The sequence below is a fragment of the Dietzia sp. oral taxon 368 genome, assembly GCF_002999155.1.
GTDB classification, from domain to species: Bacteria; Actinomycetota; Actinomycetes; order Mycobacteriales; family Mycobacteriaceae; genus Dietzia; species Dietzia cinnamea.
Genome location: NZ_CP027238.1, coordinates 2,948,742 through 2,963,691, shown reverse-complemented (window position 1 = coordinate 2,963,691; position 14,950 = coordinate 2,948,742). Strand labels below are relative to the sequence as shown.

The following is a 14,950-nucleotide window of genomic DNA, read 5'->3' as shown; positions in this document are numbered from 1 at the left end:
GCCCGGAACACCCGACCACGCGAAGGAGCCCTCCGCGGTGAGCGATCCCCACCCCGACCATCCGACCCAGGCCGCCGCGTCCCCCGCGGTCAGCGCCCCGACCGCCGCCGAGGACGCCCGGCTCCTCGAGCGCGCGGTCTACGAGGTCAAGAAGGTCGTGGTGGGCCAGGACCGCCTGATCGAGATGATCCTGGTCGGTCTGCTCTCTCGCGGCCACATCCTGATCGAGGGCGTGCCAGGCGTCGCCAAGACGCTGACCGTGGAGACCTTCGCCTCCGTGGTGGGCGGGAGCTTCCGCCGTCTGCAGTTCACCCCGGACCTCGTCCCCGCGGACATCGTGGGCACCCGCATATACCGCCAGGGGCGCGAGGAGTTCGAGGTCGAGCTCGGCCCGATCCTGGCCAACTTCGTCCTGGCGGACGAGATCAACCGCGCCCCGGCGAAGGTCCAGTCGGCGCTGCTGGAGGTGATGGCGGAGGGGCACGTCTCCATCGGCGGGCAGACCTTCCCCATGCCGAGCCCGTTCCTCGTGATGGCCACGCAGAACCCCATCGAGAGCGAGGGTGTCTACCAGCTTCCGGAGGCCCAGCGGGACCGCTTCCTGTTCAAGCTCGTGGTGGACTACCCGAGCCCCGAGGAGGAGCGCGAGATCGTCTACCGGATGGGTTCCACCCCGCCGACGCCCACGCAGGTCCTCGGCGTGGACGCGCTCGTGCGGCTGCAGAACGCGGTCCGCGAGGTGTTCGTCCACCACGCGCTGGTCGACTACGTCGTCCGGGTCACCATTGCCACCCGGGAGCCCGCCCGGCACGGACTCGAGGACGTCGCCCGGTGGCTGTCCTACGGCGCCTCACCGCGCGCCACCCTCGGTGCCGTCACCGCCGCCCGCGCCCTCGCCCTGGTTCGGGGCCGCGACTACGTCGTCCCCCAGGACGTCGTGGACGTCCTGCCGGCCGTGCTCCGCCACCGACTCGTGCTCACCTACGACGCACTGGCCGACGAGGTCTCCGCCGACACCGTGGTCCGCCGGGTGCTCGAGGCGGTTCCCCTCCCGCAGATCAGCGCGGTCCCCGCCCAGGCCGGCCCGCCGCCGTCACGGTGACCACCGCGGACGAGGGCAGGCGCGACGACCCGGTCGACGCGTCCTCCCGCGCGGCCCTGACCCAGCTCGAGCTGCTCGTCACGCGCCGCCTCGACGGTGTCCTCAACGGCGACCACCGAGGGCTGCTCCCGGGGCCGGGCACCGAACCGGGGGAAGCGCGCGCCTACGAACCGGGCGACGACGTCCGCACGATGGACTGGTCGGTCACCGCCAGGACCACCGTGCCCCACATCAGGCAGACCATCGCGGACCGTGAGCTCGAGACCTGGCTCGTCGTCGACCTCACGCCGAGCCTCGACGTGCAGGGCCGCCACGGCGTGAAGAGGCGTCTGGTCGAGGCGGCGGTCGCGACCGTCGGGTTCCTCTCCGCCGGCGGCGGCAGCCGCGTGGGGATGGTCCTCACCGGGGACGGGCGGCCGCGGGTCCTCCCGGCCACCGGAGGGCGCGACCACGTCCGGCGGCTCCTCGAGGAGGTCTCGCGGTACCCGGCCCAGGTCTCTCCCGGGGGCGCGCTCGACGACTGCCTCCACGCGGTCCGCAACGCCGCGCGTCGCCACGGTCTCGTGGTGGTCATCTCCGACTTCCTGTCCGAGGTGGACTGGGAGCGCTCCCTGCGCGTGCTCGGCACCCGCCACGAGTTCCTCGCGGTCCACGTGGCCGACCCGCTCGACATCACCCTGCCGGTCGTCGGCGCGGCCCTCCTCCAGGACCCCGCCACCGGCGAGGTCCTCGAACTGGACGTCGACGACGCCCTCGCGGCCGACTACCGCCGCGCGGCCGGCGAACACCGCGAGCGCGTCCACTCCGCCCTGCGACGGTGCGGTGCGCCGGTACTCGCGCTGCGCACCGACCGCGACTGGATCCGCGACGTCATCGACTTCGTGGGCATCCGACGCCGCGGTGGGCTGCCGACCGGCGACAGCGTGACCAGGGACCTGCCCGACGACCACCGCCCGAAGGGGGAGGTGACGAACCGGTGAGCCTGTCCGAGTTCCAGCACCCGCTGTGGCTGATCCTGCTGATCGTCCCGGTCGCCCTCGGCGTCGGGTACGTCATCGCCCTGCGCTCCAAGAAACGGCGCACCGTCCGCTTCGGCAACTTCGGCTCCCTGCGTGCCGTCGACCGCCGCGGTCGCCGATGGTTCACTCACGTCCCCGCGGTGCTCCTGGTGCTGTCCCTGCTGGCGCTCGTCGTGGCCCTGGCCGGCCCACAGAGAGAACAGCAGGTGCCACGGAACCGGGCGACCGTGATGCTCGTCGTCGACGTCTCCCTGTCCATGGAGTCCACCGACGTCTCCCCGTCGCGCCTCGAGGCCGCGCAGCAGGCCGCCACGACATTCGCGGGCAACCTCACCCCGGGAGTCAACCTCGGCCTCGTCTCCTACGCCGGCACCGCCTCGATGCTCGTCGCGCCCACCACCGACCGGGGCCCGGTCGTCCGCGCCGTCGACCGACTCAGTCTCGACGAACGCACCGCCACCGGCGAGGCCATCTACACCGCCACCCAGGCCATCACCACGTTCACCGAGAGCCTCGGCGGCCCCGACCAGGCCCCGCCCGCCCGGATCGTCCTCCTCTCCGACGGCAAGGAGACCGTCCCGGCCGACCCCACCGAGGAGCGTGGCGCGTTCACCGCCGCCGAGCGCGCCGCCGAGGCCGGGATCCCCGTCTCCACGATCTCGTTCGGCACCCTCTACGGCACCGTCGACATCCAGGGTCGGCCCCAGCCGGTCCCCGTCGACGACGCCTCCCTGCGCACCATCGCCGAACTGTCCGGCGGCGACTTCTTCACGGCGTCGACCCTCGAGGAACTGGACTCGGTGTATCGCACCCTCGAGGAGCAGATCGGCTACGAGTGGAAGAAGGCCGACGCCTCGCGGCCCTGGCTCATCGTCGGCTCCCTACTCGCCATGACGGCGGCGGCGGGCTCGCTGACCGCGCACCGGCGGATCCCGTGAGGCCCGGCGGGCCGGCGGAACGCACCAGCGCCGGGCCCGCCGGCCCGGCTCGCTAGGGTGGGGGCATGGTTTCCGAGAGCACGCACGGCACCACCCCGCGAACAGTCCTCGTGACCGGGGGCAACCGCGGGATCGGGCGCGCCGTGGCCACCAGGCTCCACGCCGACGGCCACCGGGTGGCCGTCACCCACCGGGGCTCCGGCGCCCCCGACGGACTCTTCGGGGTGCGGTGCGACGTCACCGACCCCGCCTCCGTCGACGCCGCGTTCACCGCGGTCGAGGCCGAGTACGGGCCGGTCGAGGTGGTCGTTGCCAACGCCGGCACCACCGAGGACACCCTCCTCATGCGCATGAAGGACGAGCAGTTCACCCGCGTGCTCGACGCCAACCTCGCGGGGGCGTTCCGTGTGGCCAAGCGCGCCTCGCGCGGGATGCTGCGCGCCCGCTTCGGCCGCCTGATCTTCATCGGCTCCGTCGTGGGCCAGTCCGGCACCGCCGGTCAGGTCAACTACGCCTCGTCCAAGGCCGGGCTCATCGGGATGGCCCGTTCGCTCACCCGCGAGCTGGGTTCGCGGGGCATCACGGCAAACGTCGTCGCACCGGGTTTCATCGACACCGACATGACCGCGGGGCTGGACGACAAGACGCAGGAGATGGCCGTCGCGGCCATCCCGCTCGGACGCAAGGGCTCGGCCGACGACGTGGCCGGGACCGTGAGCTTTCTCGCCGGCGACGACGCCGGATACATCTCCGGGGCCGTGATCCCGGTCGACGGCGGAATGGGAATGGGGCACTGACATGAGCCGGAACGAGACGGACGCCACGGTCGCCTCCGGCGATACACCCGCGACCGGCGGCGGACTGCTGGCCGGCCGGACGATCCTCGTCACGGGCGTCATCACCGACGCCTCGATCGCCTTCCACATCGCCAAACACTGCCAGCTGCACGGCGCGAAGGTCATCCTCACCGCGTACGGTCGGCCCTCCCTCGTCAAGGCGATCGCCAAGCGCCTGCCCGAACGCCCCCCGGTGATCGAGCTGGACGTGCAGAGCGAGGACGACCTCGCCGCGCTGGCCGACCGGGTCCGCGAACACGCCGATTCGCTCGACGGCGTCGTCCACTCGATCGGGTTCGCGCCGCCCAGCTGCCTCGGGGACCCGTTCCTCGACGCGCCCTGGAAGGACGTGGCCGTCGCGCTCGAGGTCTCGGCCTACTCGTACTCCGCCCTGGCCAAGGCCACCAGGCCACTGCTCAACCGGGGCGCGTCGATCATCGGACTCGACTTCGACCCGCGGTTCTCCATGCCCTTCTACAACTGGATGTCGGTCGCCAAGAACGCGCTCGAGGCCGTCAACCGCTACGTCGCCCGCGAACTCGGCCCCGAGGGCGTGCGGTCCAACCTCATCGCCGCCGGCCCCGTCAAGACCCTCGCGGCCAAGGCGATCGCCGGCGAGGCGCTCGGCCCCGGCGGCGAACTGGACAGGATGCAGGACGAGTGGGACCGGCGGGCGCCGCTCGGCTGGGACGTGGACGACCCCACACCTGTGGCGACGACGGCCGTCGCCCTGCTCTCCGACCTCATGGCCGCCACGACCGGCACCGTCATCTACGCCGACGGCGGCGCCGGGACCGTTTCCTTCAGCGGACAGGAGTAGCCACATGACGGCATCGACCGATACCCCCTCCACCCCGGGCGCCACCTCCGGGCAGGTGGACGCCCTACTGGTGCTCTCGTTCGGTGGACCCGAAGGCCAGGACGACGTCATCCCGTTCCTCGAGAACGTCACCCGCGGCCGCGGGATCCCGCGCGAGCGCCTCGAGGAGGTGGCCACGCACTACCGGCACCTCGGCGGTCGCAGCCCCATCAACGATCTCAACCGCGAGATCATCGCCAACGTCGAGGCCGAGCTGGCGGACCGCGACCGCGACCTTCCCGTGTACTTCGGTAACCGCAACTGGACGCCGATGGCCGAGGACACCGTCCGACAGATGGTCGCGGACGGGGTCCGCAAGGCCGCCGTCTTCGCCACCTCCGCGTGGGGCGGGTACTCCGGCTGCGCGCAGTACCAGGAGGACATCGCCCGCGCCCGCGAGCAGGTCGAGGGCGCGCCCACCATGGTGCGGCTCCGCCAGTTCTACGACCACCCGCTGTTCATCGAGCGTTTCGCCTCCGACCTGCGGGAGGCCGTCGCCTCCGCCGCCCCGGGGGCCCGGGTGATCTTCACCGCCCACTCCGTGCCCACATCCGCCGATGAGGCGGCCGGACCGCCGTCCCTCGGCGGCCGCCTCTACAGCCGTCAGGTTGCCGAGGCGTCGCGCCTCGTCGCAGAGGCGGCGGGCGTCGCCGAGTACGACCTGGTCTGGCAGTCCCGCTCCGGCCCGCCGAGCGTGCCGTGGCTCGAGCCGGACGTCGTGGACCACGTGAGCGAGCTGGCCACCTCGCAGGGCGTCACTGACGTGGTGATCGTCCCGATCGGGTTCATCTCCGATCACGTCGAGGTCATCTGGGACCTGGACACCGAGCTCGTCGACGAGGCCCGCGAGCTGGGGGTCACGGTCACGCGGTGCGCCACACCGGGTCCGAGCCGTGAGTTCGCCCGGATGGTGCTCGAACTCCTCGACGAGGCCGAGACGGGGTCCGCTCAGGACCGCCCCGGTTCCGTTCCCGCCCTCGGACGGAACCGCGACGGTGCCCGTTGCGCCCTCGGCTGCTGCGGGGGCTGACGGCGGCCGACTAGCGCGCCCGGAGAGCGGCGTCGCCGGCCGCGGCCACGGCGGACCGTCGCGCCGCGTCCTTGACCGCGATCAGGCGCCGGAGCACCGGTTCGCGCGCGGCCGGGTCCGCGCCTACGTCCGGCTGGTCCAGGGCGACGGCGATAATGGCCTCGACCCGGTCGATCCGGTCGACGAGCTCCACCACCCGCGGGGGGAGCCCGGCGGGCAACCGCGTGACGTGGCCGTGGATGTCGACCTGCGCTGTCGGTCCGGTCCGCAGCGCGGTCCGTTCGATGAGTTCGGCGGCGTCCATGACAGCGCGACCGAGCTCGGCCAACGCCTCCGACGGGCCCGCCGGTTGGGGTGCCACCGGACAGTCGAGCACCCCGCGCGCCCGCCAGCGCAGCACGTCCGGATGGGGCTGGACACCAGTCAGGCACACCGCCTCGCGTGAGGCGGGGTCGCGGATGAGCACGCCCCAGCCGGCGTCTGCCACGTCCGCCCGGACCGAAGGGATCGGGGGCAGGCTCGACGAGTCACCGGGCGCGGCCGTGAGCAGGGACAGGACCTCGGGTGCCGGGTGCTCACGGCCGGCGCGCCGCAGCGTGGTGACCAGGTCCGGCAGCAGGCTCGTGGGACCGCCGGCGGGGGAGAGCCCGTCCAGCATCCGCACCGGCTCGCCGACGATGTCGAGCAGATGGGACCCGGCGAGACCGGAGACATACCCGGCCAGTTCGTCGAAGGGTTGATCCGCCCACGCGGTCCGGAGCAGGTGGAGGGGCAACGGCCACGCCGGGGACAGCACGGAGTCACGGGTGAGGGGTCGGGACATGACGATCGATCTTACCGACGGTGCGCCGCCGGTACCGCCGGCACGACTGCGGCTACGGTGTCTGGCCATGGCAGACATGTACGGCTCCGACATCCTGTCCGGGACGGCGCGGCGCCGCCGCCCGGAGGTCCCCGTCGTCGACGCCGAGCGGGACCTGGTGGTGGAGGACGCCGAGTCCGGGTTCTGCGGCGCGGTGGTGGGTTTCGACCGGAGTTACGACGGCGAGTTCGTCAAACTCGAGGACCGGCACGGTCGGGTCCGCCTCTTCGCGATGACGCCCTCGGCCTTCCTCATCGACGGCTCACCGGTGACCCTGCGCAAGCCGGTCCCGGCCGCCCGTCGCGGGCCCGCGGTCACGGCCTCCGGGTCGCGGAAGGTAGAAGGCCTGCGCGCCCGCACGGCCCGGGCGGGCCGCATCTGGGTGGAGGGCATCCACGACGCTGCTCTGGTCGAGAAGATCTGGGGCCACGACCTCCGGGTCGAGGGTGTCGTCGTGGAGCCGCTCCACGGCATCGATGACCTGGCCGCGCTGGTCGCCGAGTTCGGACCCACACCCTCGGCGCGCCTCGGAGTGCTCGTGGACCATCTGGTCGAGGGCAGCAAGGAGTCGAGGATCGTCGCCGGCCTGGGCGAGAACGTTCTTGTCACCGGCCACCCGTACGTCGACATCTGGCAGGCGGTGAAGCCGTCCGCGGTGGGCATCCGCGAGTGGCCGGTGGTGCCACGCGGCGAGGACTGGAAGACGGGCATCTGCCGGCGACTGGGCTGGGGCGAGCCCGCCGCCGGATTCCGCCGGGTACTGGCGGCGGTAAGTTCCTACCGTGACGTCGAGCCGGCGCTGCTCGGCGCGGTGGAGCGGCTGGTCGATTTCGTCACGGAGCCGGCCTGACCGGCAACCGGGCGTCGAGCACCATCCCGGCGAGTCCGACGGCGGCGAACCCGACCGTGGCCCACAGTGCGGCCGCACCATCGCCGGACGTGAGCGAGTCGCCCAGCAGGACCGCGGCGACGGTTCCCGGGGCGCTACCGATCACCGTGGCCGCGATGAACTGCGGGTAGGGGATCGAGGTGAGGGCGGCGGCGTAGTTCACCACCGAGAACGGCGCGGCCGGCACCAGTCGCAGGCTCCCCACGGACAACCACCCGCGTCGACGGAGTCGGGCGTCCACGGCGGCCACGCGGGGGTGCGCCCGCAGCGCGGCCGTCCGTTCGTGACCGAGCCGCCGCACCGCGACGAACGCCAGTGCCGCCGCGACGCCGGTGGCGACCAGGGAACACGGGATCGCCACGGCCGGGGTGAACAACACGGCCGCCGAATAGGTGAAGGTCGAACGCGGGATCGGCGCGACGGTGACGACGGCGTAGGCGGCGAAGAACGCCGCGGCGAACCACGGCCCGAACTGCGCGGCCCACTCGCGCAGTTGCTCGAGGCCCGGCGTCGGCACGAAGGTAGCGACCAGCACGACGAGCGCCACGGCCCCCACCCACGCGATCACCCGTCCCCGCACGCGGGCGACTGTAGTCCACGCGTACCGGCCAACCCGTCCGGCGTGCGGGCGGACGCCTTCCCCCGCGTGCGGGCCAGCGGGTATTGCCGCGTTCCCTCTGCGAACAGGGCTCGGCTAGAGTCCGACAGTGACCCCCTTCACTCCACACGAGAACGAGGTACCGGTGACCAGTCCGACCACAGGTCCTGACCTTCACTCCTGGTACGCCTCTGTGGGAGCCGTCCTCGCGAAGGCCGCCCGCAAGGATCCCGCCGACATGCCGGTGGACGCGTGGCGCGCCCTCGTGGCCACCACCCGGGACGGCATCGAGATCAACCCGCTCTACACCCGGGTCGACGAGATCGCGGAACGCCCCGCACCGGGGCGGTTCCCGTTCGTCCGCGGCGGGGACCGGTCGGGCCTGCCCGACAGCGGCTGGCACGTCAGCGCCCGCGTGGAGGCGACGGGGGAGGCCTCCGAGGTCAACGACGAGGTCCTGGATCTGCTGGGCCAAGGGGTCTCGGCGCTCTGGCTGTCCGTGCCCGCCGCCGACCTCGCGAGGGTCCTCAAGGACGTCTACCTCGATCTGGCCCCGGTCACCTTCGACTCGGGAGCCGACCTCGAGGAGGTCGCCGGCGCGTTCCTGGACCTGCTCGACCAGCGCCGCTCGGCCGGCGACGGGGTCGCCGACCGTGCCGCGGTCATCGCCGACCTGGGCGCCGCCCCGGTCACCGCCGCTTACGCCGGTGCCGACTCGATCGGACTCGAGGCCGCGGTCGCACTCGCCGCCCGGATGTCCGAGCGCGAGGAGACCATCCGGACCTTCGTCGCCGACGGCACGGTCTTCCACGACGACGGTGCCGGCGACGCCCAGGAGCTGGCCTACGCGGTGGCCGCCGGGCTCGAGTACGTGCGCGCGCTCGTCTCGGCGGGCGTGCCCGCCGCGGCCGCGCTGCGCCAGATCTCGTTCCGGCTGGCCGCGACCGACGACCAGTTCACGTCGATCGCCAAGTTCCGCGCCGGCCGCCTCATGTGGGCCCGCGTCGCCGAACTGCTGGACGCCCCCGAGTCGGGCGGCGCACCGCAGCACGCCGTGACCTCCGCCGCCATGATGTCGCGCCGCGACCCGTGGGTGAACATGCTGCGCACGACGATCGCCGCGTTCGGCGCCGGCGTCGGCGGCGCCACCTCCGTGACGGTCCTGCCCTTCGACGCCTCCGTGCCCGGCGGGCTCGAGAGCACCTCCCGCTCGTTCGCCGAGCGCATGGCCCGCAACACCCAGCTCCTGCTCCTCGAGGAGGCCCACCTCGGCCACGTCGTGGACCCCGCGGGCGGCTCCTGGTACGTCGAGTCGCTCACCGACTCCCTCGCGGACGCCGCGTGGTCGGCCCTCCAGACCGTGGAGGCCGAGGGCGGCCTGGTCGCGGCGATCGAGTCGGGGACCGTGCGGGAGGCCATCGCCCGGGTCCGCGAGGCCCGCGACAACGACATCGCGCGCCGCGCGGCGCCCATCACTGGCGTGTCCGAGTTCCCGAACCTGGCCGAGCAGCCGCTCGACGCCTCCCGGCGCGGCGGCGACGACTACCGGTACGGCCGCGCGTTCGAGGACCTGCGTGACCGCTCCGACGCGCACCTGGAGGCGACCGGGTCCCGGCCGACCGTCCTGTTGGCGGGTCTGGGCCCGCAGGCCGAGACGACGCCGCGTGTGACGTTCGTGGCCAACCTGCTCGCCGCCGGCGGCATCGAGGCGCGTAACCCGGGTGTCACCGAGGCCGGCCAGTACGCCGCCGCCCGCGAGGGTGAGGACATCGCCGTGCTGTGCGGCGCCGACAAGCGCTACGCCACCGAGGGGGAGGGCGCCGTGCGCGCCCTCCGCGACGCGGGCGTGTCGACCGTCTACCTCGCCGGGGCCGAGAAGGGCTTCCCGGCGGACGCCACCGACCGCCCGGACGGCTACCTGGCGCTCGGCATCGACGCCGTCGCCGCCCTGACCACCCTCCTCGACCAGCTGGGAGTGAAGTGACATGACGACCTTCCCCGATTTCAGCACCGCCTCCCTCCGCGACACCGACGGCCCCGACGCCCGGGCCGCCGCCGTGGCTGTCGAGGACGGCATCGCCGCCGACGCGCACTGGGAGACGCCCGAGGGTATCGACGTCAAGCGCGTCTACACCAAGGCCGACCGTGACGCCGTCGAGGCCGGCACCGCCCCGACCGACGACGGCGAGAAGGTCACCCCCTTCCCGTTGGACACCGTGCCCGGTCACGCGCCGTTCCTCCGCGGGCCGTACCCGTCGATGTACGTGAACCAGCCGTGGACCATCCGCCAGTACGCGGGCTTCTCCACCGCCGCCGAGTCCAACGCCTTCTACCGCCGCAACCTCGCCGCCGGGCAGAAGGGCCTGTCCGTGGCGTTCGACCTCGCCACCCACCGCGGTTACGACTCCGACCACCCGCGCGTGGCCGGTGACGTGGGCATGGCCGGCGTGGCGATCGACTCCATCCTCGACATGCGGGAGCTGTTCGACGGCATCGACCTCTCGTCGGTGTCGGTGTCGATGACCATGAACGGTGCGGTCCTCCCGATCCTGGCGTTCTACGTGGTCGCGGCCGAGGAGCAGGGGGTGACGCCGGAGCAGCTCGCGGGGACCATCCAGAACGACATCCTCAAGGAGTTCATGGTCCGCAACACCTACATCTACCCGCCCAAGCCGTCCATGCGGATCATCTCGGACATCTTCGCCTACACCTCGCAGAAGATGCCGCGCTTCAACTCCATCTCGATCTCCGGGTACCACATCCAGGAGGCCGGGGCGACGGCCGATCTCGAGCTCGCGTACACGCTGGCCGACGGTGTCGAGTACCTACGTGCGGGCCTGGACGCGGGCCTGGACATCGACAAGTTCGCCCCGCGGTTGTCGTTCTTCTGGGCGATCGGCATGAACTTCTCCATGGAGATCGCCAAGCTGCGCGCCGGTCGTCTGCTGTGGAGCGAGCTGGTCGAGAAGTTCGGTCCGAAGAACCCCAAGTCCAAGTCGCTGCGGACCCACTCTCAGACCTCGGGCTGGTCGCTGACGGCCCAGGACGTGTTCAACAACGTCGCCCGCACCTGCATCGAGGCCATGGCCTCCACGCAGGGCCACACCCAGTCGCTGCACACCAACGCTCTCGACGAGGCGCTCGCGCTGCCGACCGACTTCTCCGCGCGCATCGCCCGCAACACCCAGCTGCTGCTGCAGCAGGAGTCGGGCACCACCCGTCCGATCGACCCGTGGGCCGGCTCGTACTACATCGAGTGGCTCACGGCCCAGCTCGCCGACAAGGCCCGCCTCCACCTGCTGGAGATCGAGGAGGCCGGCGGCATGGCGCAGGCCATCGGCGAGGGCATCCCCAAGCTGCGCATCGAGGAGGCCGCGGCCCGCACGCAGGCGCGCATCGACTCCGGCCGCCAGCCTGTCATCGGCGTGAACAAGTACGTCGTCACCGAGGACCAGGAGATCGAGGTCCTCAAGGTCGACAACTCGCGCGTGCGCTCCGAGCAGCTCGCCAAGCTGGAGAAGCTGCGGGCCGAGCGCGACGAGGACGCCTGCCAGGCCGCCCTCGCCCGACTGACGGAGGCCGCCTCCGGTGGCCCCAGCAGCGACCTGGAGAACAACCTCCTCGCGCTGGCCATCGACGCCGCCCGGGCCCACGCCAGCATCGGTGAGATCTCCGATGCGCTGGAGAAGGTCTACGGTCGTCATAAGGCCGAGATCAAGACCCTGTCCGGTGTGTACCGACAGGAGGTCACCAAGGAGGGCGCCGTGGACAACGTCACCCGGGCCATGCGGATGGCCGATGCGTTCGCCGAGCAGGACGGGCGCCGCCCGCGGATCCTGCTGGCCAAGATGGGCCAGGACGGTCACGACCGCGGCCAGAAGGTCGTCGGTACCGCGTTCGCCGACCTCGGCTTCGACGTGGACATGGGACCGCTGTTCCAGACACCCGAGGAGGTGGCCCAGCAGGCCGCCGACGCCGACGTCCACGTGGTGGGCGTGTCCTCGCTCGCGGCCGGGCACCTCACGCTCGTGCCGGCACTGCGTTCGGCTCTGGCCGAGGTGGGCCGCGAGGACATCATGGTCACCGTCGGCGGCGTCATCCCACCCGGCGACTTCCAGGAGCTCTACGACGCCGGCGCCGCCGCGATCTACCCGCCCGGCACGGTCATCGCCGAGGCCGCGATCGGGCTCCTCGACACCCTCGCCGGCGAGCTCGGCTACGACCTGTCGTCGGCGGCCACCGACGCCACGGAGGCCTGATCGGACGTGGCACGGCTCGGCTCGGGACCTGATCCGGCGGGTTCGGGGAACCCCCTGGGCGCCATGTCCACCACGGCGGGCACCGGCGCCCCGCGGGGTCCGGTGCCCAGGTCGACCGGGCCGCGTCCCCGCCGCGAGATCGACGTCGACGCCCTCCTGGAGGGTGTGCTGGAGGACCGCCGGCCCGTGCTGGCCCGCGCGATCACGCTGCTGGAGTCCACCAATCCTGCTCACCGTGAGAAGGCCCAGGAGCTGCTCCTCGGCGCCCTGCCGCACGCCGGCGGGGCGTTGCGGATCGGCATCACCGGGGTGCCGGGAGTCGGCAAGTCGACGTTCATCGAGTCCTTCGGCCTGTACCTGGTGGAGCAGGGTCACAAGGTGGCGGTCCTCGCCGTCGACCCGTCCTCCACCCGCACCGGGGGCTCGATCCTCGGCGACAAGACCCGCATGGCCACCCTCTCCACCGAGCCGCGGGCCTACATCCGGCCCTCGCCGACCTCCGGCACCCTCGGGGGAGTCGCGAAGGCGACGCGGGAGACGATGGTCCTGCTCGAGGCCGCCGGTTTCGACGTCATCCTCGTCGAGACGGTCGGCGTGGGCCAGTCCGAGGTGACCGTGGCCGGCATGGTCGACTGCTTCACCTTCCTCACGCTCGCGCGGACGGGGGACCAACTGCAGGGCATCAAGAAGGGCGTCCTCGAGCTCGCGGACGTGGTGGCCGTCAACAAGGCCGACGGGCCGCACGTCAAGGACGCCCAGCGGGCCGCCCGCGAGCTGGGTGCAGCGTTGCGTCTGGTCAGGCCGGCCGACGCGGTGTGGAAGGTCCCCGTCCTGACGATGTCCGGCCTCGAGGGCGAAGGCCTCGACGACTTCTGGCGCGCGGTCCGCAGGCACCAGGAGACGATGGCCGAGATCGGCGAGGTCGAGGCGCGTCGCGCCCGCCAGCAGGTCGATTGGACCTGGTCGATGGTGCACGAGACCCTCATGGCACGCCTGGCCGCGGATCCCGACGTCAAGAGGGTGGCACCCGAGGTCGAGCAGCAGGTCCGCGACGGCACGCTCACGGCGGCCCTCGCCGCACAGGCGATCATCGACGCCTTCGATTCCTGAGCGCTCCCGCACCTAGCGGCGTTCGATGATCCTGCGCGCGGGCTCTTCCAGGAAACGGTGACTCGCGGCACCGGCCGCCAGTGAACCCGCGACCGTGACCGGCCAGATGACCGCCATGCGCGGCGCCCACAGCGGAGTGCGGGTGAGGGGGAACGCGGCGTGCAGCACGAGCTGGTGCCACAGGAAGATCCCGTACGACCAGGTGCCGACCTTCTGCAGCGGAGCCGATTCCAGCACGGGGAATCGTGTGCCCTCCGGCGCCAGGACGACCGGGGCCAGGACGAGGAACGCCATCGTGCCCGCCAACCCGGTTCGGGCCGCGAACTCGAGCGGTCCCGGGTGGACGAATCCCTCGGAGAACCACGCTGGCACGGTGGTGACGACCAGCGCCGCCCCGCCGGCGATCCACCAGCCCCAGCGCGCGAGTCGATCGCGGCAGGCCCGGACGAGCGTGCCCTCGGGCGCGGTGACGATCTCGGCCAGCAGCATCCCGGCGGCGAACCACGCGGTGAACGACGGCGGGAGGATCTGCACGTTGACATCGGTCGGCAGGAGACCGATCGCGTGCCACGGGATCATGGGGAACACCAGACCGGACGCGCCGAACGCGACGATGGCCGGGATCCGCCACCGAGCGGCGTCGCCACGCAGGCCCCTCAGCGCGGTCCACAGCAGCGGGAACGCGAGGTAAAACGCCATCTCCACCGCGAGCGACCATGCATGGGTGAGGCCGGCCACGAGGAAGTTCGACGTGTAGATCTGCGTGAGGGTCAGGTTCGCGATCCACGAGGCGGGCCCGTTGACGTGGTTCTGCTTGAGCAGCAGCATCGCGGCGGCGACCAGCACGGCGTAGGCCGGCATGATCCGCACGAGCCGCGAGCGCAGGTACTCGCGTGTGGGCCTCGCCGTTCCCGGCCTGTCCTTTCGCGCGTGGTCGGCATGTGCGCGCCACAGCAGGAACCCGGATTTGGCGAAGAACACCGCCACGGCCAGGTCGAGACGACCGAACAGTCTCTTGACCGGGGAGCCGGTGGACGACCGCGTGACGAACGCGACGTGTGTGGTGAGCACGCCGACCGCCGCGAGTCCGCGGATCCCCTCGAGCGCCGGGACGAAGCCCTCGGCACCGGCCGGAGGGCGTCCCGCGCCGGCCGGGCCCGGCGTTCGCGGAGTGCGTCCCGCTCGCGCGGCGCGGGGCCCCGCGGCCGGTGTCACGGTGTCGACCGGGCGGACGGAACCAGGGGACGCCGCGCCCGGACCCGCCATCGTGAACACAGGCCGGCCCACCCGACGACGCGCGGTCGCCCGCACCGCAGCACGGGCGGCGACCGCGCCACCCGCGACGACGATCAGGGCGGCGGCGACAGACCTCATGGACTCTCCCAAAGCGGTGACAGGGGACGACGATACGTGTCCGGGCCCTACGGGGCCGTCGGACATCCGGTGGA

General features: G+C 72.3%; 13 protein-coding genes. 10 read left to right on the top strand and 3 right to left on the bottom strand.

Annotated features, from left to right (window positions below; genetic code table 11):
* The first annotated feature begins 37 nt into the window (after window positions 1–37).
* The 6 genes from C3V38_RS13890 to C3V38_RS13865 all read left to right on the top strand — a co-directional run bounded on the left by C3V38_RS13890 (window position 38) and on the right by C3V38_RS13865 (window position 5,784).
* Window positions 38–1,102: a MoxR family ATPase gene (locus C3V38_RS13890; protein WP_063935174.1), complete on the top strand. Its 1,065-nt coding sequence runs from the start codon at window positions 38–40 to the stop codon at window positions 1,100–1,102.
* Complete coding sequence (locus C3V38_RS13885) at window positions 1,099–2,082, top strand: DUF58 domain-containing protein (RefSeq protein WP_070722495.1); 984 nt, start codon at window positions 1,099–1,101, stop codon at window positions 2,080–2,082. The genes C3V38_RS13890 and C3V38_RS13885 overlap by 4 nt, the downstream gene beginning before the upstream one ends.
* The gene (locus C3V38_RS13880; RefSeq protein ID WP_070722493.1) at window positions 2,079–3,059 is read left to right on the top strand and encodes a VWA domain-containing protein; all 981 of its coding nucleotides are present in this window, start codon (window positions 2,079–2,081) and stop codon (window positions 3,057–3,059) included. The genes C3V38_RS13885 and C3V38_RS13880 overlap by 4 nt, the downstream gene beginning before the upstream one ends.
* A gap of 65 nt (window positions 3,060–3,124) precedes the next feature.
* Window positions 3,125–3,856, top strand: coding sequence for a 3-oxoacyl-ACP reductase FabG1 (gene fabG1 / locus C3V38_RS13875; RefSeq protein WP_070722492.1), 732 nt, complete (start codon window positions 3,125–3,127; stop codon window positions 3,854–3,856).
* A 1-nt stretch (window position 3,857) separates the two neighbouring features.
* Window positions 3,858–4,715 (top strand): NADH-dependent enoyl-ACP reductase InhA, encoded by an 858-nt coding sequence (gene inhA, locus C3V38_RS13870; RefSeq protein WP_106386050.1) that lies wholly within the window; start codon window positions 3,858–3,860, stop codon window positions 4,713–4,715.
* Between the two features lie 4 nt (window positions 4,716–4,719).
* Window positions 4,720–5,784, top strand: a complete 1,065-nt coding sequence (locus tag C3V38_RS13865) for a ferrochelatase (protein WP_106386049.1) — start codon at window positions 4,720–4,722, stop codon at window positions 5,782–5,784.
* A gap of 10 nt (window positions 5,785–5,794) precedes the next feature.
* Here C3V38_RS13865 and C3V38_RS13860 read toward each other — a convergent pair whose 3' ends face one another.
* Window positions 5,795–6,607: a hypothetical protein gene (locus tag C3V38_RS13860; RefSeq protein ID WP_106386048.1), complete on the bottom strand. Its 813-nt coding sequence runs from the start codon at window positions 6,605–6,607 to the stop codon at window positions 5,795–5,797.
* A 76-nt stretch (window positions 6,608–6,683) separates the two neighbouring features.
* Between C3V38_RS13860 and C3V38_RS13855 the strand changes: the two genes are divergently transcribed.
* Entirely contained in the window at window positions 6,684–7,496 is an 813-nt protein-coding gene (locus tag C3V38_RS13855) for a DUF3097 domain-containing protein (protein ID WP_106386504.1), read from the top strand.
* Here C3V38_RS13855 and C3V38_RS13850 read toward each other — a convergent pair.
* Window positions 7,480–8,115: a TVP38/TMEM64 family protein gene (locus C3V38_RS13850; RefSeq protein ID WP_244881680.1), complete on the bottom strand. Its 636-nt coding sequence runs from the start codon at window positions 8,113–8,115 to the stop codon at window positions 7,480–7,482. The genes C3V38_RS13855 and C3V38_RS13850 overlap by 17 nt on opposite strands.
* 163 nt (window positions 8,116–8,278) lie before the next feature.
* Between C3V38_RS13850 and C3V38_RS13845 the strand changes: the two genes are divergently transcribed.
* The 3 genes from C3V38_RS13845 (at window position 8,279) to meaB (ending at window position 13,502) form a co-directional block, all read left to right on the top strand.
* The gene (locus tag C3V38_RS13845) at window positions 8,279–10,117 is read left to right on the top strand and encodes a methylmalonyl-CoA mutase family protein (RefSeq protein WP_165001124.1); all 1,839 of its coding nucleotides are present in this window, start codon (window positions 8,279–8,281) and stop codon (window positions 10,115–10,117) included.
* Window position 10,118: 1 nt separating this feature from the next.
* Window positions 10,119–12,392 carry a methylmalonyl-CoA mutase gene (gene scpA, locus C3V38_RS13840; RefSeq protein ID WP_106386046.1) on the top strand — a complete coding sequence of 758 codons (2,274 nt, stop codon included), beginning with the start codon at window positions 10,119–10,121 and terminating at the stop codon, window positions 12,390–12,392.
* 63 nt (window positions 12,393–12,455) lie between these two features.
* Window positions 12,456–13,502 (top strand): methylmalonyl Co-A mutase-associated GTPase MeaB, encoded by a 1,047-nt coding sequence (gene meaB, locus C3V38_RS13835; RefSeq protein ID WP_254425997.1) that lies wholly within the window; start codon window positions 12,456–12,458, stop codon window positions 13,500–13,502.
* A gap of 12 nt (window positions 13,503–13,514) precedes the next feature.
* Here the strand turns inward: meaB and C3V38_RS13830 are convergent, their stop codons facing one another.
* Window positions 13,515–14,876: an acyltransferase gene (locus tag C3V38_RS13830; protein WP_106386045.1), complete on the bottom strand. Its 1,362-nt coding sequence runs from the start codon at window positions 14,874–14,876 to the stop codon at window positions 13,515–13,517.
* Window positions 14,877–14,950: the final 74 nt, after the last annotated feature.

Bases quoted from the DNA above. Each gene is read 5' to 3' on its own strand.
- fabG1 (WP_070722492.1), top strand. From the start codon at position 3,125: ATGGTTTCCGAGAGCACGCACGGCACCACCCCGCGAACAGTCCTCGTG.
- inhA (WP_106386050.1), top strand. From the start codon at position 3,858: ATGAGCCGGAACGAGACGGACGCCACGGTCGCCTCCGGCGATACACCC.
- C3V38_RS13865 (WP_106386049.1), top strand. From the start codon at position 4,720: ATGACGGCATCGACCGATACCCCCTCCACCCCGGGCGCCACCTCCGGG.
- C3V38_RS13860 (WP_106386048.1), bottom strand. From the start codon at position 6,607: ATGTCCCGACCCCTCACCCGTGACTCCGTGCTGTCCCCGGCGTGGCCG.
- C3V38_RS13855 (WP_106386504.1), top strand. From the start codon at position 6,684: ATGTACGGCTCCGACATCCTGTCCGGGACGGCGCGGCGCCGCCGCCCG.
- scpA (WP_106386046.1), top strand. From the start codon at position 10,119: ATGACGACCTTCCCCGATTTCAGCACCGCCTCCCTCCGCGACACCGAC.
- meaB (WP_254425997.1), top strand. From the start codon at position 12,456: ATGTCCACCACGGCGGGCACCGGCGCCCCGCGGGGTCCGGTGCCCAGG.
- C3V38_RS13830 (WP_106386045.1), bottom strand. From the start codon at position 14,876: ATGAGGTCTGTCGCCGCCGCCCTGATCGTCGTCGCGGGTGGCGCGGTC.